Source organism: Psychromicrobium silvestre, from assembly GCF_013408295.1.
Lineage (GTDB): Bacteria > Actinomycetota > Actinomycetes > Actinomycetales > Micrococcaceae > Renibacterium > Renibacterium silvestre.
Genome location: NZ_JACBYQ010000002.1, coordinates 892,478 through 909,293, shown reverse-complemented (window position 1 = coordinate 909,293; position 16,816 = coordinate 892,478). Strand labels below are relative to the sequence as shown.

Genomic DNA, 16,816 nt, shown 5'->3' with positions numbered 1-16,816 from the left:
CCACAAGGATACATTTCTAAAAATTGGGGTATATAGGATGCAATCCAGATTTATCGATCAATTGGTCGTGGCATGACACAGGTTGATCAGCGTAGAAACACCATCCATCACGGGCACCATACGCCCGTGCGGACTCATCGCACCGCGCCGCTGAGCTCCTTCGGGGTTCCCGAGGCACCCGCGGCCAACGGTCATCGACGCAGTTCCGGCAGGTTTGTCGAGTTACTCGTTGTTCTCGATCTGTCCGTAGTGGCCGTCGTCATCTTAGGATCGTTGATCTGGCCCTTCGCTAATTTCCGCGAGTTCTGGCTGACTCTGGCCGCCGCTGCAATGTGGCTTACTTGTTTAGCCGGGATTAGGGGCTTCTCGATGGAGCGGGCTGCTTTGCCCCGCCCCACACTGTCGGTCTGGGCTGCCAGCCTGGTGATGGCGATCGTGAGTTTGATCAATCTAGTCTTCGGCCAGCAGATTCCCCTGGCCCGACTGACCTTGACCCTGCTGGCACTGACCGCATTGGACGTGCTTGGTCGGTTCATCCTGAAGCAGTTCCGCGGGAACCATGTGGTCTCGGTGGTGACGGCAGAATCACCTCTCGAAGATAGCTCCGGTTCCCGTAGAGCAGTTCATACCTTCATGCTGAGCCAGGAGCAGTTAGCCCAGCCCGAAGAGTTCATCCGCAGGCTCTCCCAATACATCAAGTTCACTAAGGCGACCGCCGTCGAACTTCCGCTCGACTTGCAGATCGATCGAGATCTGATCGACCGGCTCAGCTGGGAATTGCGGAAAATGCACGTCACCATTCGAATGGTCTCCTTTGGCCACCCGATCAGCACCACTAGGACGCGCACCCGCACCGAAGGCAATAAGCTGATGGTCGAAATCGACGCCCCCTACCAGCATCTGGGTACCCGAGCCGGAAAACGCGTGATGGATATTGTCGGTTCCGGATTGCTCATCCTGGTCTTCTCGCCCTTGTTGGCCGTGCTGGCACTTATCGTCAAGCTGAGCAGCTCCGGCCCGGTGTTCTACAAACAAGAGCGAATCGGCATTGATGAACAGCCCTTCAATATCTTGAAGTTCCGCTCCATGGTGGTTGGTGCGGATGCCCAACTACAGGCTCTACTCAAGGCTCAGGGCAGTGCCGACAAGCCGCTCTTCAAGGTTGATTCGGACCCACGGATCACCCGGATTGGCGGCGTAATGCGTCGACTCTCGCTTGACGAGTTGCCCCAATTGTTCAATGTCTTCGGCGGATCGATGTCGTTGGTCGGCCCCCGGCCGCAGCGTCCCGCAGAGGTCGCTTTATACGACCAGACCGCCAAGCAGCGCCTCGGTGTGCTGCCGGGGATGACCGGAATGTGGCAAATCAGCGGCCGTTCACGGCTGAGCTGGGAAGAAGCCATTATGCTGGATCGCTACTACGCCCAGAATTGGAGCCTGGCTCAGGATCTCCGCATTCTGGCACGAACGGTCTCCGCGGTTGTCAGGGGTGATGGTGCGGTCTGAGCAGGACTCGCCCCGGCGTATCCTGCATATCACCGAGGCCATGGGAGCCGGGGTCTCCACCGCGCTTTTCGATTACGTGCACAACACCTCAGAGTTCGAACATCACTTGCTCTATGTGCCGCGCGACGAAACCGAAGCACTGGGTACCGCTTGGTCTGCCGCTTTTGAATCGGTCGGGCAACTCCCGGCTGGCCATCGGCAGCGGATCCAAGCGGTAGCTGAGCGGGTCCGGCAGTTGCGGCCCGACGTCGTACACGCCCACTCTTCCTATGCCGGTTTTTACAGTCGGCTTGCGGTCAGCAAATCCCGGACCTTGAAACAGGTCTATACACCGCATTGCTATGCCTTCGAACGGCAGGATCTAGCGGCACCACTTCGGCTGGCTTTACGCGCCATCGAATGGGGGCTGGCGTTCAACACCACGGTGATTGCTGCCTGCTCGCCCCGCGAGGCTCGGCTCTCCCGACACTGGCCCGGCTCACCGCAGCTAAGCTATATTCCCAATGCTGCCATCGAGATCGGAACCGCTGACACCGCACCAGATTCCGTCTCCGTGCACACCGAGACCTTGGCCGTGGCCGGGGCGGGGCGGCTGGGACCGCAAAAGGACCCCGAATTCTTCCTAGCCTCGATCGAGGCTTTGCGGGAGCGGGGCTATCAGGTGAAGGCCAGCTGGCTTGGTGGCGGTGACCAATCCTCCACCACCAAGTTAGAAGAAGCAGGCATCGAGGTGACCGGCTGGATTCCCCGCGCCGAGCTGCTCCAAAGGCTAGCTGCCCAGGACATCTATCTGCACACCGCCGCCTGGGAGGGCTTCCCCTTGGCCATCTTGGAGGCGGCTGCCCTGCGGGTGGCCACCGTGGTCCGGGATATCCCAGCCTTCACTGGAATCGATCTTCCCCTTCGCATCAAGGCGCCCAAGGAGCTTCCGGCACTGTGGGACTCACTCCGCGATCCGTTCTACCGAGCCGAGGCGGTCGCCGACAGTCGGGCGGCGCTCAGCGGCAATAACGCAGAGGCTCAACGGGAAGCACTATTGAAGGTGTACCGGAATCACACCAAGAAAACAGTGCAGTCCGGGAACCTTGGCGCCCGAGTTTGAAAAGCACTCATCGCTCGCGGAAGGTACGCGGCGGCACCTCGATCACCCTGATCTCGCTCCTGCTGACCGGGCTACTGACAATTTCGGCTTGTGCGGGTGTGGCAACTTCGGAGCAGACGGTAGCTCCGTTCCTCACCTCCTCGGACTATCAACAGCCCAGCCACGGCATTCAGGTCCTCAGTGCGAACAAGATTAGTGATCGCACCTATGACCTGAAAATCACCACCCCCCTTATCGACGACGGCGCTACCTCCGGGGGGAATGGCTTCAGGATCACGCTGCCCACGGACTATCAAGCCTCCCGCAGCTACCCCGTGGTCTACCTATTTCCGGGCACCAGCCCGGATAGCAGCTATACCGACTGGACGGAGCAGGGTGGTGCCGAGTCGATCTTGAGCGGCCAGCAGTTGATTGCAGTGATGCCCGACGACGGTAAGGCCGGCTGGTACTCGGATTGGACAGACTCCCCCGACTTGAGTCAGAACTGGGAAAGCTTCCACCTCGATGAATTGCTCCCCTGGGTGGATGGTCATCTGAAGACCATTGCGAATCGATCGGGCCGAGCGATCATCGGCGCCTCTGCGGGAGGGTATGGAGCCATCCACTACGCCGAGGACCGGCCTGAGCTGTTTTCCTTCGCGGCGAGCCTCTCCGGGCCGCTGGATTGGGGCTTCCCGCAGATCCGATCGTTGATAAAAAGCGAATCCAAAACGCTCACCGGTTCCTCGGATGCTATCTTCGGGCAGGGCTCCACAACTAGCGAGGCTCAGTGGACGGCGCACGATCCACGGACCAAGATTGGCGCGCTGACTCAGACCACTGTGGTTCTCTATGCCGGGAAGGGCACCACGGGCAACAATCTGGACGACCCTCAACAGTTGGAATGGCAGCTACGGCAAAGTTCCACGGACTTCGCCCAGTTGATGTTCCAAATCGGTAACAAATTTGTCAATCAGATCGGGGAAAGCCTCCCGGGCTGTGATGGCGGGCATAATTGGAATTGTTGGGGAGCCGCCCTGCGTCATCTGATGCCGCAGCTGGCGGGTTCGCTCGCACTGGCGAATACATCGGGTATAGGGAACCCCTGATGAAACTCCGCAGCTATCGAACACTAAACGACAGGTTGACATGGAATTGAATATTGGGGAAAAAATCCGTGACGTCATTGCCGAACACGCCAAATTGGCGGTAGGAATCGAAGAAATCACTCCGAGCAGCGATCTTTACGCTGCCGGGATGACCTCCCATGCCAGCGTCAATGTGATGCTGGCGCTGGAAGATGCTTTCGATGTGGAGTTTCCGGAGGAAATGCTGACTAAGGCAACCTTCTCCTCCGTGCAGAGCATCGCCGACGGCTTGTCGGAGATAGGCCGTGGTTAGGCCGGTTCGGGAGACCGAACGGATCGAAGAAGATAGCCTTCAAAACGCCATCGACCGCTTGGTGGAAGTCGCAGCCCAACATGCTTTTGAGGTAGACGAAAATTCTCGGTTCCCGGTCGAAGCGATCGAAGCCGCCCGAGCGGGCTCGCTTTTGGGGGCTGCCGTACCGGTGGAACTGGGAGGACTGGGCCTAGGCATCACAGAGCTCTGCCGAATCCTCGAGCAGTTGGGACGAGTTTGTTCCTCTAGCGGGATGATTCTGGCCATGCATTACATCCAGTTGCTCTGCCTGGCTCGGCATGGCCGCTCCGAATACTTGCTTCAGGTTCAACGTGACTGCGCAAGCAATCAGCTCTTGCTGGCCTCTGCCACCACCGAGGTGAACATCGGTGGCGACAGCCGGACCTCCTCCTGCGCCGTCCGCACTCTCAACGACGGCCGGATCGAGCTGAAAAAGACCTGTCCGGTAATCTCGTACGGACGCTTCGCCGATGCCATTCTGGTCACCGCTCGAAGAAATGAAGAAGCCGTCGGCAGCGATCAGGTTCTGGTCTATCTCCCCGCCGGAGACAATACGCTGAACAGAACTTTCGGCTGGGACGCGCTCGGCATGCGCGGCACCTGCTCCGAAGGCTTTGAACTCTCCGGAACAACTACGGCCGCCGGCGTTCTGGACGATCCGTTTGAAAAGATTTCCGCCGAGACCATGCTTCCGGCGGCTCATACCCTCTGGGCCTCGGTCTGGCTGGGGATGGCAACCCAGGCAGGCGGTCAGGCTCGTTCGGTGGTACAGAAAGCGGCCCGAAAGACGCCGGAGAACCCGCCGCCCTCGGCCCTCAGATTGGCGGAGCTAGAGGTCAGCCTCCAATCCATGACAGATCTAGTGCGGTCCGCCGTGCATCGCTACCAGCAGGCTTGGCAAGAGCCCAAGACTCTGGAAAGCCTGCAATTCGCCATCTCAATGAACACCCTTAAGGTCTCTGCGGCGGATCAAGTGCGGAAAATCGTCGGCGACGCCATGGTCATTGTTGGTATCGCCGGGTTCGCGAACCGATCACCGCTGAGCCTAGCTCGGCTGTACCGGGACAGCATAGCGCCTTCCATCATGGTCAATAACGACCGGATCTACCAGCACACTTCCACCCTGCTATTGGTTTCCCGAGGAGAACGATGAGCACCGTCCTAGACCAGCAACGGATCGAATTTGGCCAGAAACTGGTCGAGCACGGCTGGCTCATTCCCACCCTCGCCCGGGGAGTGAACGGTTTGGGTGGCGCGGCCGAGGCCGTGGTGACTGGATTGCAGACGCTGAGTTCCAGAATTGCTGGAGAGCAGGACTACCCGGCCCTGAACACTCTGCGTTTCCCTCCGGTCAACAGCCAGGAGCTGCTGAGCCGTACCGACTATGTGGCGTCCTTCCCGCAGTTGCTCGGCTTGATCAGCACCTTCTCTGGCGATAGCAAGGCACATGGTTCGCTGCTGGCTGCGGCAGCGACCGGAGAACCTTGGGAAGAACAACTGGACCCCAGCGGTTTTGCCCTGATCCCGGCGGTTTGTCACCCGCTCTATGCGCATTTAGAAGGCAGCACGGTGCGCGGCGAGTGCTATCAGCTCACCGGTGATTGTTTCCGAAATGAGCCTTCCGACGATCCGTTCCGGATGGTGGCTTTCCGGATGCGTGAGTACGTTGTGCTTGGCACCGAGGAGCAAGCCCGCGGGCACCGAGACCTCTGGCTTCGATTGAGCCAGGAATTACTGGAGTCCCTCGGCCTGCAGATCACAGTAGAGAGCGCCAACGATCCCTTCTTCGGTCGAGCCGGGCGACTCCTCGCCTCGGGTCAGCGCGAGGCCAAACTCAAGTTTGAGGTACTCACCGAGGTCTTCCCTGGGCACCCGACGGCGATCGCCTCCGGAAACTGGCACCAAAGCCACTTCGGCGAGAACTTCTCCATTACCGCGGAGGACGGCTCGGTTGCGCATAGTGGCTGCTTCGGTTTTGGGCTAGAACGGATCATGCTAGCTCTGGTTGCACGCCACGGCGTCGAGGTTTCAGCTTGGCCTTCAGCGGTGCGAACCGCGCTGGACCTCTGAAGCCGGGAGGGGCTCAAGATGCAGACCTCAACCAGCACAGCCATCACTGCATCGGCTCTGCCAACGCTCAATCCGGCAAACTTTCGGAAGCACCGCCTGCACCAGGAGGAGTCCGAATGGTCCAGCACTAACTGTTATCTGGATATCTGGATCGAGTTGCTGGCTTCACTCGACTTGGATCCGATTCCGGCGTTGGCCTGCGCATTAAGCTCAGAATTCGTCGGAGATCAGTGGGAATTCCTCAAGGTCCGCACCGAGGACCTTGAAAAACTCTATGGCATCCGTTTCGGTGAGTACGATACCTGGAAACCGCTATTGGACCACCTGGTCACCCAGTTGTCGGCAGGGAACCTAGCCATCGTCGAAGTGGATTCCTTCTATCTGCCGGATACCGAAGGCATCTCGTATCGGATCGAGCACACCAAGACCTCGATTGCCCCGACCCTGCTGGATCCGGTGGAACGGACACTCGATTATTTCCATAACGGCGGGCTCCATCGGCTCAGCGGCGAAGACTTCGACCATGCCTTGGGTGAAAAGTCCGCGGAGAGCATCGTTCCCCGTCCCTATGTTGATCTCATTCGGCTAGCCGGCTTGCGCCGTCCAAACCCTACCGAGTTTTTCGGCTTGGCTAAAGAGGTGCTGCGAAGCCACTTGGACCGGATCGCTCGTTCCGAGCAGGCAAACCCGGTGGCTCAACTGACCGCCTATATTGTCAGCAGCCAGGGCGAACTGGCCGGACTTGGGCTGGCCCACTTCCACCAGTTCAGCTTTGCCACCACCCGGCAGGCTGGGCTGAGTGCCATGCTCTCCGGCGAAGTCTGCTCCTGGTTTGCCGCCGCCGAACAAAATCCCGAGGCTCGCTCACTGCTCGAACGGGCCGCCGAAGCCTTCTTGGCTTGCAGCGCCGCGAGCAAGAAGCTGCAATTCCAGCTGGCTCGGACGGCAGCCGGACGGAATCCAGACTTACTCCCCACCACCGAGACGATGAACGAGCAGTGGAGCCTCGGCGTGAGCCTGCTGCGGGAATGGAATGCGGGAGATGTTTGAGCCCCCATCCACCGAGTTGTTGGCCGGGGCTCGCTGGACCTTGATCCGTTGCACCCCGGGTGCTGCCCAAGATCCGGTCGAGCTGGAAGCCCTGCCTGCCGAGCAAACTGTGCGCTTGCCCGCGCGGGCCCCGGGCACTGCGGCGGCATCCTGGCGCGACGCTTTCGGCATGGCCGCGGTCCAGCAACTCGATCCCGAAGCCTGGGATTGGTGGTTCCTGGCGGACTTTGAGATCGAGCCCGGAAGTAAGCCGGATTGGCGGCTGCACTCCGAAGGAATTGCCGGCTATGCCACGATCTGGCTGGACAATCAGCCGCGAGCGCAGAGTTCCGGAGGTTTTGACGAGGTGCGCTTTGACCTCCCATTAGCTCCAGGTCGGCACCGGCTAGCCATCCACATTCGCCCGCTCTCGTCGGTTTCGGTTCCCCGCAAGCCGCGGCCACGCTGGCGCAGCTCGCTGGTCTTCGATACGTCCTTGCGTTGGCATCGCACCCCCTTGATGGGCCATATTCCGTGGTTTGGTACGGCGAAGGTACTCGGCCCCTGGGCCGCTATTACCTTGCGACCCGAGCCTGGCTTCGAACTGAACACCCTACGGACCGAATTGGGCGAATCCTCGGCGCGGAACGCCGTCGGGCGGGTGATCCTTGGAGCCAGCGGCAAGCCAAGCAAGCGAGTTACCGTGAAACTGCATGACCCACTCGGCACCATGGTGCTGGAGGAGGAGCTGGAGCTGGCCAATAATGGCGCTGTCGAGACCGTTCTAGAGCTGGCAGACCCCCGGCGTTGGTTCCCGCACAGTCACGGCGAGCCCGAGCTCTACCAACTGCTGCTCGACGACGGCGAAACCCGGCAAAGCTTCCAGCTCGGCTTCCGTGAGGTACGAGTAGATCGCATTGGCGGCGGATTCGAGCTTTCGGTCAACGACGTGCCGATCTTTACCCGCGGTGTAGTCTGGGCTCCGCCGGATGCGCTGAGCTTGGCGGCAAAGGACGAGGACTATCGGCAGATCATCGATTCCTTGGTTCGCGCCGGGGTTAATATGATTCGGATCAGCGGCACGGGCGGCTACGAACACCCGAAGTTCTACCAGGAGTGCGATAAGCGCGGGATCTTACTCTGGCAAGACTGCATGCTGGCCACCCTGGACCCGCCGGAAGATGCTGATTGGCTGGCTCGATTCGGGGCAGAAACGGCGAGTTGGCTGCGCAGGCTCGCTCGCCATCCCTGCCTAACAGTGCTCAGCGGCGGAAATGAGACCGAACAGCAGCCCACTTTCTGGGGGCTTCCCCCGGACCGTCGCAGGATGACCGTTATTTCCGAGCTGATTCCTGCCCTGGCGGCGGAGCATCTACCCGGCGTGGTTCACGTTTCTTCAAGCCCGGGAGACGGAGATAATCCGATCGAGATCCGGCAGGGCGTAAGCCATTACTTCGGCGTCGGCGCCTATCAACTGCCGCTCACCGATGCCAGGACCTCGGGGGTCCGCTTCGCCTCGGAGGCACTGGCCTTTGCCAGCCCGCCGGAGCCATCCACCGTGCAGCGGCATTTTTCCCCGGTACCGAATGTGCCCCAGGAACCAGTTGGCTGGACGGAAGCGGTAGCCGCCGACCCGGGCGCCAACTGGACCTTCGAGGACGTGACCGCACACTACGCCGCGGAGTTCTTCGGAACCGAGCACGAGCCGAGCTGGGACCGACGAATGGACCGGCACCGAGCGGCGCTGCATCACGCCGTGGCGCAGACCATGGTTGAGTGGCGTCGGCCTGGCTCTGCCTGCGCGGGTGCACTGGTCCTATCGGCCCGAGATCTGGCACCCGGAGCTGGCTGGGGCGTGACCGACGTCGAGGGTAGGCCGAAATCGACCTGGTATGCGCTAAAAGCAGCTTGCGCACCAACCGCCTTGGCTTTCCACCCGGAAGACTTGAACGGGGTGGATCTGCATCTATTCCATGATCGGCCCGAGGCGCTGATAGGGACCCTTGAGGTGGCCGCGATTTCGGTCAGCGGACGTCGTTGGGAACCGGTGCGAGTCCCGGTTCAGTTGGCCGGTCGGGGTAGCCTGCGTTGGACCGCCGACGAGCTATTCGGTGGCTTCCGCGATCTGGATTACATTTGGAAGTTCGGTGAACGGGAATACGACGCCATCGAAGCCGTGTTACTTAATCCTGGTGGGAGAGAAATTGCGCGGACCGTCCGCTTGCTTGGCGGGGTGAGAAGAGAGCGAGTCGATACCGGACTGCGGGCCGAAGCCGGGCAAGACAACCACGGTAGTTACCTAGATTTGAGCACCGATTTACTGGCCAGCTTTGTCGCCATTGATCTGAGTGACCATGATCCAGAGGACAACTACTTTCATCTGGGTCCGAACAACTCTCGGCGGATCTATTGTCTTCCGCGGCCAGGAAGTACCACGGATTCCCTTGCCGGTACCGTGCGTGCGCTCAATGATTTATCGGCAACCCGTCAGATTCATCCGGCTCGTCCGGAGCAAAGCATCAGCTCGAAAGGAGCCTCCACATGACCGAACTGGGAGTGGCCAGCTGGATCCCCCTTCCGGATCGCTCGCTCTATAGCTGGGTTCATCGACCCCAGAATGGGGAAGCCAAAGGCGCGGTAGTGATCGCTCCGCCTTTAGCAAGGGAGCAGGTAATCAGTTACCGCACCCTGCGCATGCTCGCGATTGAACTTGCCAGGCAAGGTTGGGTTGCCATTCGCTTCGCCTGGACTGGCACCGGAGAATCCGCCGAAATGCCCGAGGGCGCCGACCCTGCTGCGCTCTGGAAAGAGGATCTTGCGGCAGTCACCGAATTTGCCGGCACCCTGGTGGGAACCGACCGGGTGCACGCGATTGGTCTCCGCGCCGGAGCAGCCCTGCTGGCCGCTACGGAGGCCCCTTTGCAGAGCAGGCTGCTCTGGGAGCCGGTGGGAGGAAAGATCTTCCTCCGCCAACAGTCGATGCTCAGGAATGTCTCCCTCGATCTAGCCACCGTTCCCAGCACGGTGGGAACCGAGCTGGGCGGCACCATCTACTTACCTCATCAGGCCAAGTCCCTGGCCAGTGTTGTCGATCCGGCGAAGCTGCCTGCCGATGCCTTGCCGACGGGCAGCCGGGTAGTGATCGAAAGGGATCAGGTGGTGGCCCGGAAAATCTATGCCGTGGCTTCACTTTTCGCCACCGTGCCACCAGAATCATTGCAAAGGTTGATTGAGCTGCTTCCTGGCACGGCGGAGTCCCGTCCGGTACCGGAGTGGACCCCGGTCTTACAGTCCGAAGTCAAAGTTCCGGGTTTCGATCAAGCCGTGATTGAAGAGATCCTTGAGGTCGGCACGAATAAACTTCCCGGGGTACTCAGCAGGCCGCTACAGGAGCTTCCAGAGGGCTCTGAGACGGTGCTGTTGGTCCCGGCCTCGGCCGAGCCTAAGGACGGCGTCACCGCGCTTTGGGTGCTCTCCGCCCGACGACTGGCTGCGCAGGGCGTGCCCACCATCCGTACCGAACGTCGCGGATCCGGGGATCTGGGTTGCCCCGATGCGGTGCGAGACCCCAATCCATACACCGCCGAAGCCGTCAACGATATTGAGCAGTCCGCGACCTGGCTGCACAAACGTTTCGGCGGGCCGGTCACCGGCGTTGGCCTTTGCGCCGGCGCTTGGCTAGTGGGGATGGCTAGCGAACACTCACCGATTGATCGCGTGCTGATGCTCAATAATGTGGCCTGGCGTGATCATCTGGGCTACTACCATCGGATTTACAACGAGCTCGATGTCGAAGAAATCCTGGCCGGGGAACGCAGATTGGTCGAGGGAACCGAGGTCAAGACCTTCAAATCCAGGGTCAAAACCTTGCTGCGCCACTTTGGTCCGTATCAAGTCTGGCTTGCCCTCGGACGGCGCGGAATGATCAATGTTCCGGAGGTCTTAATGGAGATCTCCTCTCGGCAAGCAGAGCTGATCATGCACGTCGGGGGTGACGATCATGGGCTCTTCGCCATGGAACGCGGGGAGCAAGGGTTGAAGCGGTTGCAGAAGTCCGGGCGGAAGGTCGAGCTAAACGTCGATCCCTCGATGGATCATGCCTTGCTGGGCTATACCTCTCGGGTGAAAGCCATCGAAATCATTGAGCGAACCCTGTTGCAGCATCCGGCGGAGCCTTCGGCCGTGCGCTAGCGGCCCTTAGGGGTGCGTGATTGCTTGGTATAGGGCGTGGTAGCTGGCCGCGGTGACCCGCTCGTCGAACTTCTCTTCGGCGAGCGCCCTGGCATTCTCTCGGGCTTGCCGGTAGTCCGTCGGTTCGAGGTCCAGGAGCTTGGCCAGGGCGGCGGCCAGTTGCTCTGGGTTGCGCGCCGGAACCAGATAATCGGGGCCGATAGCCAATTCGGAACAATCGCCGACGTCGGTCGTCACCACGGGCAGCCCGGAGCCGAGCGCTTCAATCCCGGCCATCGGCAACGCCTCATGGGAGCTGGAAATTACCATCCCCTTGGCTTGCTCCAAAAGCAGACCCACCTGAGAGACCGAGCCGTGTGTGGTGACGATATCGGCAACCTGATGGCGTACTAGCAGCTCCTGCAATTCCTGGTTGGCGGAATCGATGCCCAAACCAGCGCAGTCCAGCCTCACCTGAGGATGAGTCTTACTCAGTAATTTCAAGGCGGCGAACAAGTTGCCGTGATCTTTCACCTGATGCCAACGGCCCAGGTGTACCAAACGATCCCCCGGCGTTGCCGGATCATCGGAGCGGGTCTGGAGCAGGGTGCCATTGAAGATGGTCTCTGCTTTACGGCGGTAGCCAGAGGTACTGAGATAGTCGTGGGCCGAGGGAGAACAGGCCACCACCGCATCGAAGCGACCGCTGAGCCGTACCACTGCCTTGCGGACCAGTTGCGAGGCACCCCTGGTCTCATAGGAAGCGCTCGAGTGGACGGTGCTGAGGCGTGCGGCTTTCATCGGAGTCAGCAGACTGATCAGATCCGATTGCATAAGGTGCGAATGGATCAGGTCGATCCGACGCTCACGCACGATTCCGCGCAATGCGCGAATAGCCCCTAGCGGATTGAGATCCCGCTGTTTCATTCCGGCATAGGTCACCGAATCTGCGATCCGGGAAAATCTTGAAGAGAGCGCACCCTCGGTCATGAGTACCAGTAGGTGGAACTCATCGCCCGGACTCTTCTGCCGTCCGAGAGCTTCGATCAGAGTTTGCGCGCCGCCAGTCTCGGCGTCATTGACCACATGCAGAATACGCACTTTGCTCCTTATAGATTGCCTCACCGCAGACTTGTCCGCTCCTTTCAGCCGCCATGGCCGGAAAGGGACGGACAAGTACCACGAGTGATCTGCGTCGGTCAACGCCCAAGCAGAGGCCCCCAATTGACCCTGCTCGCAATGTTAAAGTGATGCAAGATTGAATATCGTGACGCAAAGAATCGGAAAATCTTTAAAATTCTTTATTTTGTCTCTTATTTGCCGCTCGGGGTGGCGCTGGGCTTCCGACAGCTGAGCTTCCCCGCGGTGTGATCTACCTTCTCGGCTTTGGTCAACGCGGAGAAACCTGAGGACAGGTAGACATCGACGCTATTATCGCTGCGTCCATCGTGCTGGTACTCCGTATTGGGCAGGTTTCGTTGCAGATTGAAGGCGGCGGCTTCACCCGCTGAACCGGAGACGATAACGGCTGCGCCACTACCAATTATTTTGCCGTCACCGATAGTTCCTACCTGATAGCCGCGCTTCTTAAGTTCGGCTGCCACCGAGGCGGCCAAGCCCGTCCGTAAGGTGCTATTGAAGACATTGACGGTGATGCTCAGATTGTCCAGGTATTCGAAGGTGCCGCTTGGGCAGCTCGTAGTGGCAGCCGCTGAGGAGGCCGGACTGGGCAGTTTGATCACGCCACGCCAGATCAGCAGGGCAAGGACGACCGCAACTACGAGGACGACAGCCAGGAACGAAATGGTGATTCGATGCAGCAAGTGCCATTTTTGACGGGCCCGCTCGACCTGCTCATCTTCGCTGAAAACCGTTTCTAGATCGTCGGCTACCACCACCCGATGGCCGTGATATTCGGCCCCTGGAGTGCCGCTGAACAAATGTTCGCCGCTGCGCTGGGCTCGTTCGGCCCGGGCAGTCGCCGCGCGCCGCCGTCGTTCCTCGCGCTGACGCTCGCGACTCAGTTTCCGAGGCTCCAAAGGCGGCCTCGGCGGGATAATCTGCGGAGGTCTCGGTTCAGTCATCCAAGACCAACACGCGGGCGTGCAGGACAGATCGTTGATGCAGGGCAGTGCGTACGGCGCGGTGCAGGCCGTCTTCTAGATAGAGCGTCCCGCGCCATTGCACAATATGCGGGAAGAGATCGCCAAAGAAGGTTGAATCCTCAGCCAGCAGAGCCTCCAGATCCAGGGTGCTCTTGGTGGTCACCAATTCATCCAGGCGCACCTGACGAGGGGCGACGCCGGCCCAATCTTTAGGGGTGAGGTAGCCGTGGTCAGGATAGGGCTTGGTATCGCCCACTGCTTTGAAGATCACGTAACCCACCCTAGAGAACTTATTCCGACAACTGAACTTATTCTGACCGTGGTTTGCTTGTTGTGGCCAAAAGGTTACGCCGCTTAGCGGCAGGAGAGGTCTTTATTTTGGTCTTGTGAAGACTAATATTCAGACCTAAAATGAAGGTATGCAAACGCTACCTCTATCCACTGTGAAGGCAAAGCTCTCCGAGTTGGTCGACTCCGCCTCTACCACCCACGACCAGGTAGTGATTACTAAGAACGGTCTACCCGCAGCAATCATCATTGGCACCGATGAATGGGAATCCCTCCAGGAGACACTTTTCTGGTTGTCGCAGCCGGGGATCCGCGAAGACCTTGCCCAGGCCCAGCGGGACATCACCGAAGGACACACCTACACCGAGGAACAGATCCGCCAGGAATTCGGCGTTTCCAAGAGGCAGGCGTCCTAAGCGGTGGCCTACGAGATTGTCTTCTCGGCCACTGCTCGCAGGGATCTTCGCAAAGTTCCACCGCGCATTGTGCCGGCAATCATCGAATTCGTTTATGGCGATCTCGCAAGGAACCCGCAGCGAGTCGGCAAGCCGCTTGAACGCGAACTCGCCGGCTTCCATTCTGCCCGTAGAGGGCCCTATCGAGTCATCTACTCGATCAACAACGAGAAGGTCACTGTCGAGTTGCTGCGGATCGATCACCGCGCCGATGTCTACCGAAACAGGTAATCAACCGCTGCGCTAGCTCTGCTCGGAACTCTGGGTGGCCGTGAAGCCTACGCCTTAGCCAGCTAGCGCCTTTTCAATGGCTTCGGAAACCTCGGCGGCGTCCGGCTCCACATTCGGCGCGAAGCGGGCCACAATCTGCCCCTCGGAGTTGATCAGGAATTTCTCAAAATTCCATTTGATCAGACCGGGCAGAATACCGTTTTTGAACTTCGTCAGCTCAGCGTAGAGCGGGTGCTGATCCTTGCCACGAACATCCGCTTTTTTACTCAGCGTGAAGGTCACCCCGAAGTTACGGCTGCAGAACTCCTGAATATCCTCATCGGTGCCCGGCTCCTGACCGGCGAACTGGTTACAGGGAACACCTAGCACCTCAAAGCCCTGATCACGGTACTTCTCATAAAGCGCCTCCAGACCCGCATACTGCGGAGTGAACCCGCACTGCGAGGCGACGTTGACCACCATCACCGTCTTCCCCTTGAACCGGCCGAAGTCAGTTTCAGTGCCATCGTTAAGGGTCAATTTGATGGGGTAGAGATCGGTCATCGGAGTGTCCTTTTTCGGCTTGTGCTTACGGTACTGGAACGCACTCCAGGCCAGGCGATATTCCCCCCCTCCATCCTGGCACGTTCTGCTGCAGGAAATATATCGCGAGTCTGCTCGGCTCCCACCGCCCCGCATGATTAGCTAGGGACATTCCAGAGTGAAAGTTGACCCCAATGACTATTGACCCGAGCCCCAATTGGTGGCGTCAGGCCGCGGTGTACCAGGTGTATCCGCGCAGTTTTGCCGATCAGAATGGTGATGGCCTAGGCGATTTGCCCGGCCTGACCTCACGGATTCCCTATCTGCAGCAATTGGGCATCGATGCCATCTGGCTCAGCCCCTTTTACCCCTCGGCGCTTGCGGATGGCGGGTACGACGTCGATGATTACCGCAATGTAGACCCGCGGCTGGGAACCCTGGACGATTTCGACACCCTGGTGGCCGAGGCGCATGAAGCCGGGATCAAGGTGATCGTCGATATTGTGCCGAACCACTCCTCGGACCGGCATCTCAGCTTCCAGAAAGCGCTGCGAGCGCAGCCGGGTTCGGCTGAGCGTGCGCTCTATCACTTCTATGACGGACAGGGCCCGGACGGTAGTCAGCCACCTTCGGATTGGGTCTCGCACTTCGGCGGCGGAGCCTGGACTCGGGTTACCGCGGAGATGGCCGACGGCGAGGCAGTCACCGAAGGTAAGCTCGGCGCACAGTGGTACCTACACCTCTTTGCTCGTGAGCAGCCGGACTGGAACTGGGAGAACCCGGAGGTCCGAGAAGACTTCCTGCACACCCTGAGGTTCTGGTCGGATCGCGACGTGGACGGTTTCCGGGTGGATGTGGCACACGCGATGGCGAAGGATATGTCGCTGCCCTTGCGCTCCAAAGTGGGTACCGAATCCTCGATTGGTGATGGCACGGATCCCTTGTATGACCGGGATGAGGTGCACTCCATCTTCGAAGGCTGGCGATCTGTCCTTAACGACTACGAACCGCCGCGCACTGCGGTGGCGGAAGCTTGGGTGTCTTTCCCCGAGCGGCAGGCGCTCTACGCTAGGCCCAGTGAATTGGGTCAAGCCTTCAATTTCGACCTGCTGCGCGCTGATTTCAATGCCGCAGAATTCCGTCAGATCATCGCCAAGTGCCTTGCGGAGGCCGCTGCCACTGGATCTTCCTCGACCTGGGTATTTTCCAATCACGACGTCGTCCGGCATGCCTCACGCTATGGCTTGCCCGCCGGGTTGAGCCTTTCCGGCGAAGATGCCTGGTTGATGTCCGACGGAACCCAGCCAGTTCTGGACCCTGCACGTGGCACGCGGCGAGCACGCGCAGCTACCCTTCTCATGCTGGCTTTGCCCGGTTCTGCTTATCTCTATCAGGGCGAGGAGCTAGGTCTTTTCGAAGTTGCTGATTTACCCTCAGAATCCCTGCAAGATCCAACGTGGGATCGCACCGGCCATCAACGCAAGGGCAGGGACGGCTGCCGGGTTCCGATCCCCTGGACCTCGCAGGGCAGCTCCCTCGGATTTGGTCCCGATGATGGCGCCAAGCCCTGGCTACCTCAGCCTTCCTGGTTCGCTTCCTTCGCTGCCTCCGCCCAGGATGGGGTGCCCGGTTCCTCACTGGAGCTCTATCGGGCTGCTCTCGCCGCTCGGAAAGCGCTGCAGGCCGAGGAGACGTTGGAATGGCTCTCCTTGCCGGAGAAGGCTTCCGGTGCCGAAGGATTGCTACATTTCCGCAGGCCAAACGGCTGGCAGTCGGTGACGAACTTTGGCAGCACTGCGGTGAGCATGCCCAGCGAAACCCTGGGTGCCGCCGTCATACTCGCCTCGGAACCGGGGCTGGCACCGGATACGGTGGTGGATTCTTCACTCATCTTGCCTGCCGAGACGACGATCTGGCTGCACCGCTAATCTGATCCC

At 59.8% G+C, this 16,816-nt stretch carries 16 protein-coding genes; 12 read left to right on the top strand and 4 right to left on the bottom strand.

What is annotated here, in order from left to right; all coding sequences use genetic code 11:
• Positions 1-126: 126 nt before the first annotated feature.
• From FHU41_RS12205 to FHU41_RS12165, 9 genes are read left to right on the top strand one after another with little or no spacing between them, the layout of a single operon-like run.
• Complete coding sequence (locus FHU41_RS12205; RefSeq protein ID WP_218847212.1) at positions 127-1,506, top strand: exopolysaccharide biosynthesis polyprenyl glycosylphosphotransferase; 1,380 nt, start codon at positions 127-129, stop codon at positions 1,504-1,506.
• Positions 1,493-2,608, top strand: a complete 1,116-nt coding sequence (locus FHU41_RS12200) for a glycosyltransferase family 4 protein (RefSeq protein ID WP_179389911.1) — start codon at positions 1,493-1,495, stop codon at positions 2,606-2,608. The genes FHU41_RS12205 and FHU41_RS12200 overlap by 14 nt, the downstream gene beginning before the upstream one ends.
• A complete protein-coding gene (locus FHU41_RS12195) occupies positions 2,605-3,696 on the top strand; it encodes an alpha/beta hydrolase (RefSeq protein WP_179389910.1) in 1,092 nt (363 codons plus the stop codon). The genes FHU41_RS12200 and FHU41_RS12195 overlap by 4 nt, the downstream gene beginning before the upstream one ends.
• A 40-nt stretch (positions 3,697-3,736) precedes the next feature.
• A complete protein-coding gene (locus FHU41_RS12190) occupies positions 3,737-3,988 on the top strand; it encodes an acyl carrier protein (RefSeq protein ID WP_179389909.1) in 252 nt (83 codons plus the stop codon).
• The gene (locus tag FHU41_RS15420) at positions 3,981-5,162 is read left to right on the top strand and encodes an acyl-CoA dehydrogenase family protein (RefSeq protein ID WP_179389908.1); all 1,182 of its coding nucleotides are present in this window, start codon (positions 3,981-3,983) and stop codon (positions 5,160-5,162) included. Before FHU41_RS12190 ends, FHU41_RS15420 begins: the two co-directional genes overlap by 8 nt.
• Positions 5,159-6,079, top strand: a complete 921-nt coding sequence (locus FHU41_RS12180) for an aminoacyl--tRNA ligase-related protein (RefSeq protein WP_179389907.1) — start codon at positions 5,159-5,161, stop codon at positions 6,077-6,079. Before FHU41_RS15420 ends, FHU41_RS12180 begins: the two co-directional genes overlap by 4 nt.
• Positions 6,080-6,097: 18 nt before the next feature.
• A complete protein-coding gene (locus tag FHU41_RS12175; RefSeq protein WP_179389906.1) occupies positions 6,098-7,129 on the top strand; it encodes a DUF1839 family protein in 1,032 nt (343 codons plus the stop codon).
• A complete protein-coding gene (locus FHU41_RS12170) occupies positions 7,122-9,653 on the top strand; it encodes a glycoside hydrolase family 2 protein (protein WP_179389905.1) in 2,532 nt (843 codons plus the stop codon). Before FHU41_RS12175 ends, FHU41_RS12170 begins: the two co-directional genes overlap by 8 nt.
• Positions 9,650-11,299, top strand: a complete 1,650-nt coding sequence (locus FHU41_RS12165; RefSeq protein ID WP_179389904.1) for an alpha/beta fold hydrolase — start codon at positions 9,650-9,652, stop codon at positions 11,297-11,299. Before FHU41_RS12170 ends, FHU41_RS12165 begins: the two co-directional genes overlap by 4 nt.
• 6 nt (positions 11,300-11,305) lie before the next feature.
• On the opposite strand, the gene FHU41_RS12160 is transcribed toward FHU41_RS12165, so the two are convergent.
• The 3 genes from FHU41_RS12160 to FHU41_RS12150 all read right to left on the bottom strand — a co-directional run bounded on the left by FHU41_RS12160 (position 11,306) and on the right by FHU41_RS12150 (position 13,654).
• On the bottom strand, positions 11,306-12,379 hold the full coding sequence (locus tag FHU41_RS12160; protein WP_179389903.1) for a glycosyltransferase: 1,074 nt from the start codon (positions 12,377-12,379) through the stop codon (positions 11,306-11,308).
• Positions 12,380-12,591: 212 nt separating this feature from the next.
• Positions 12,592-13,362: a LytR C-terminal domain-containing protein gene (locus FHU41_RS12155; RefSeq protein WP_179389902.1), complete on the bottom strand. Its 771-nt coding sequence runs from the start codon at positions 13,360-13,362 to the stop codon at positions 12,592-12,594.
• Positions 13,355-13,654 carry a type II toxin-antitoxin system VapB family antitoxin gene (locus FHU41_RS12150; protein WP_179389901.1) on the bottom strand — a complete coding sequence of 100 codons (300 nt, stop codon included), beginning with the start codon at positions 13,652-13,654 and terminating at the stop codon, positions 13,355-13,357. The genes FHU41_RS12155 and FHU41_RS12150 overlap by 8 nt, the downstream gene beginning before the upstream one ends.
• Before the next feature lie 148 nt (positions 13,655-13,802).
• Here FHU41_RS12150 and FHU41_RS12145 point away from each other — a divergent pair, with 148 nt between their 5' ends.
• Together FHU41_RS12145 and FHU41_RS12140 are read left to right on the top strand one after the other, a co-directional pair.
• Complete coding sequence (locus FHU41_RS12145) at positions 13,803-14,087, top strand: type II toxin-antitoxin system Phd/YefM family antitoxin (RefSeq protein ID WP_179389900.1); 285 nt, start codon at positions 13,803-13,805, stop codon at positions 14,085-14,087.
• A 3-nt stretch (positions 14,088-14,090) separates the two neighbouring features.
• On the top strand, positions 14,091-14,357 hold the full coding sequence (locus FHU41_RS12140) for a type II toxin-antitoxin system RelE/ParE family toxin (protein ID WP_179389899.1): 267 nt from the start codon (positions 14,091-14,093) through the stop codon (positions 14,355-14,357).
• Between the two features lie 54 nt (positions 14,358-14,411).
• Here the strand turns inward: FHU41_RS12140 and FHU41_RS12135 are convergent, their stop codons facing one another.
• On the bottom strand, positions 14,412-14,900 hold the full coding sequence (locus FHU41_RS12135; protein ID WP_179389898.1) for a glutathione peroxidase: 489 nt from the start codon (positions 14,898-14,900) through the stop codon (positions 14,412-14,414).
• A gap of 173 nt (positions 14,901-15,073) precedes the next feature.
• Between FHU41_RS12135 and FHU41_RS12130 the strand changes: the two genes are divergently transcribed.
• Positions 15,074-16,807 (top strand): glycoside hydrolase family 13 protein, encoded by a 1,734-nt coding sequence (locus FHU41_RS12130; protein ID WP_179389897.1) that lies wholly within the window; start codon positions 15,074-15,076, stop codon positions 16,805-16,807.
• Positions 16,808-16,816 lie beyond the last annotated feature (9 nt).

Coding starts and splice junctions, on each gene's coding strand:
- FHU41_RS12200 (WP_179389911.1), top strand. CDS start 1,493: ATGGTGCGGTCTGAGCAGGACTCGCCCCGGCGTATCCTGCATATCACC.
- FHU41_RS12190 (WP_179389909.1), top strand. CDS start 3,737: ATGGAATTGAATATTGGGGAAAAAATCCGTGACGTCATTGCCGAACAC.
- FHU41_RS12180 (WP_179389907.1), top strand. CDS start 5,159: ATGAGCACCGTCCTAGACCAGCAACGGATCGAATTTGGCCAGAAACTG.
- FHU41_RS12175 (WP_179389906.1), top strand. CDS start 6,098: ATGCAGACCTCAACCAGCACAGCCATCACTGCATCGGCTCTGCCAACG.
- FHU41_RS12170 (WP_179389905.1), top strand. CDS start 7,122: ATGTTTGAGCCCCCATCCACCGAGTTGTTGGCCGGGGCTCGCTGGACC.
- FHU41_RS12165 (WP_179389904.1), top strand. CDS start 9,650: ATGACCGAACTGGGAGTGGCCAGCTGGATCCCCCTTCCGGATCGCTCG.
- FHU41_RS12155 (WP_179389902.1), bottom strand. CDS start 13,362: ATGACTGAACCGAGACCTCCGCAGATTATCCCGCCGAGGCCGCCTTTG.
- FHU41_RS12145 (WP_179389900.1), top strand. CDS start 13,803: ATGCAAACGCTACCTCTATCCACTGTGAAGGCAAAGCTCTCCGAGTTG.
- FHU41_RS12135 (WP_179389898.1), bottom strand. CDS start 14,900: ATGACCGATCTCTACCCCATCAAATTGACCCTTAACGATGGCACTGAA.
- FHU41_RS12130 (WP_179389897.1), top strand. CDS start 15,074: ATGACTATTGACCCGAGCCCCAATTGGTGGCGTCAGGCCGCGGTGTAC.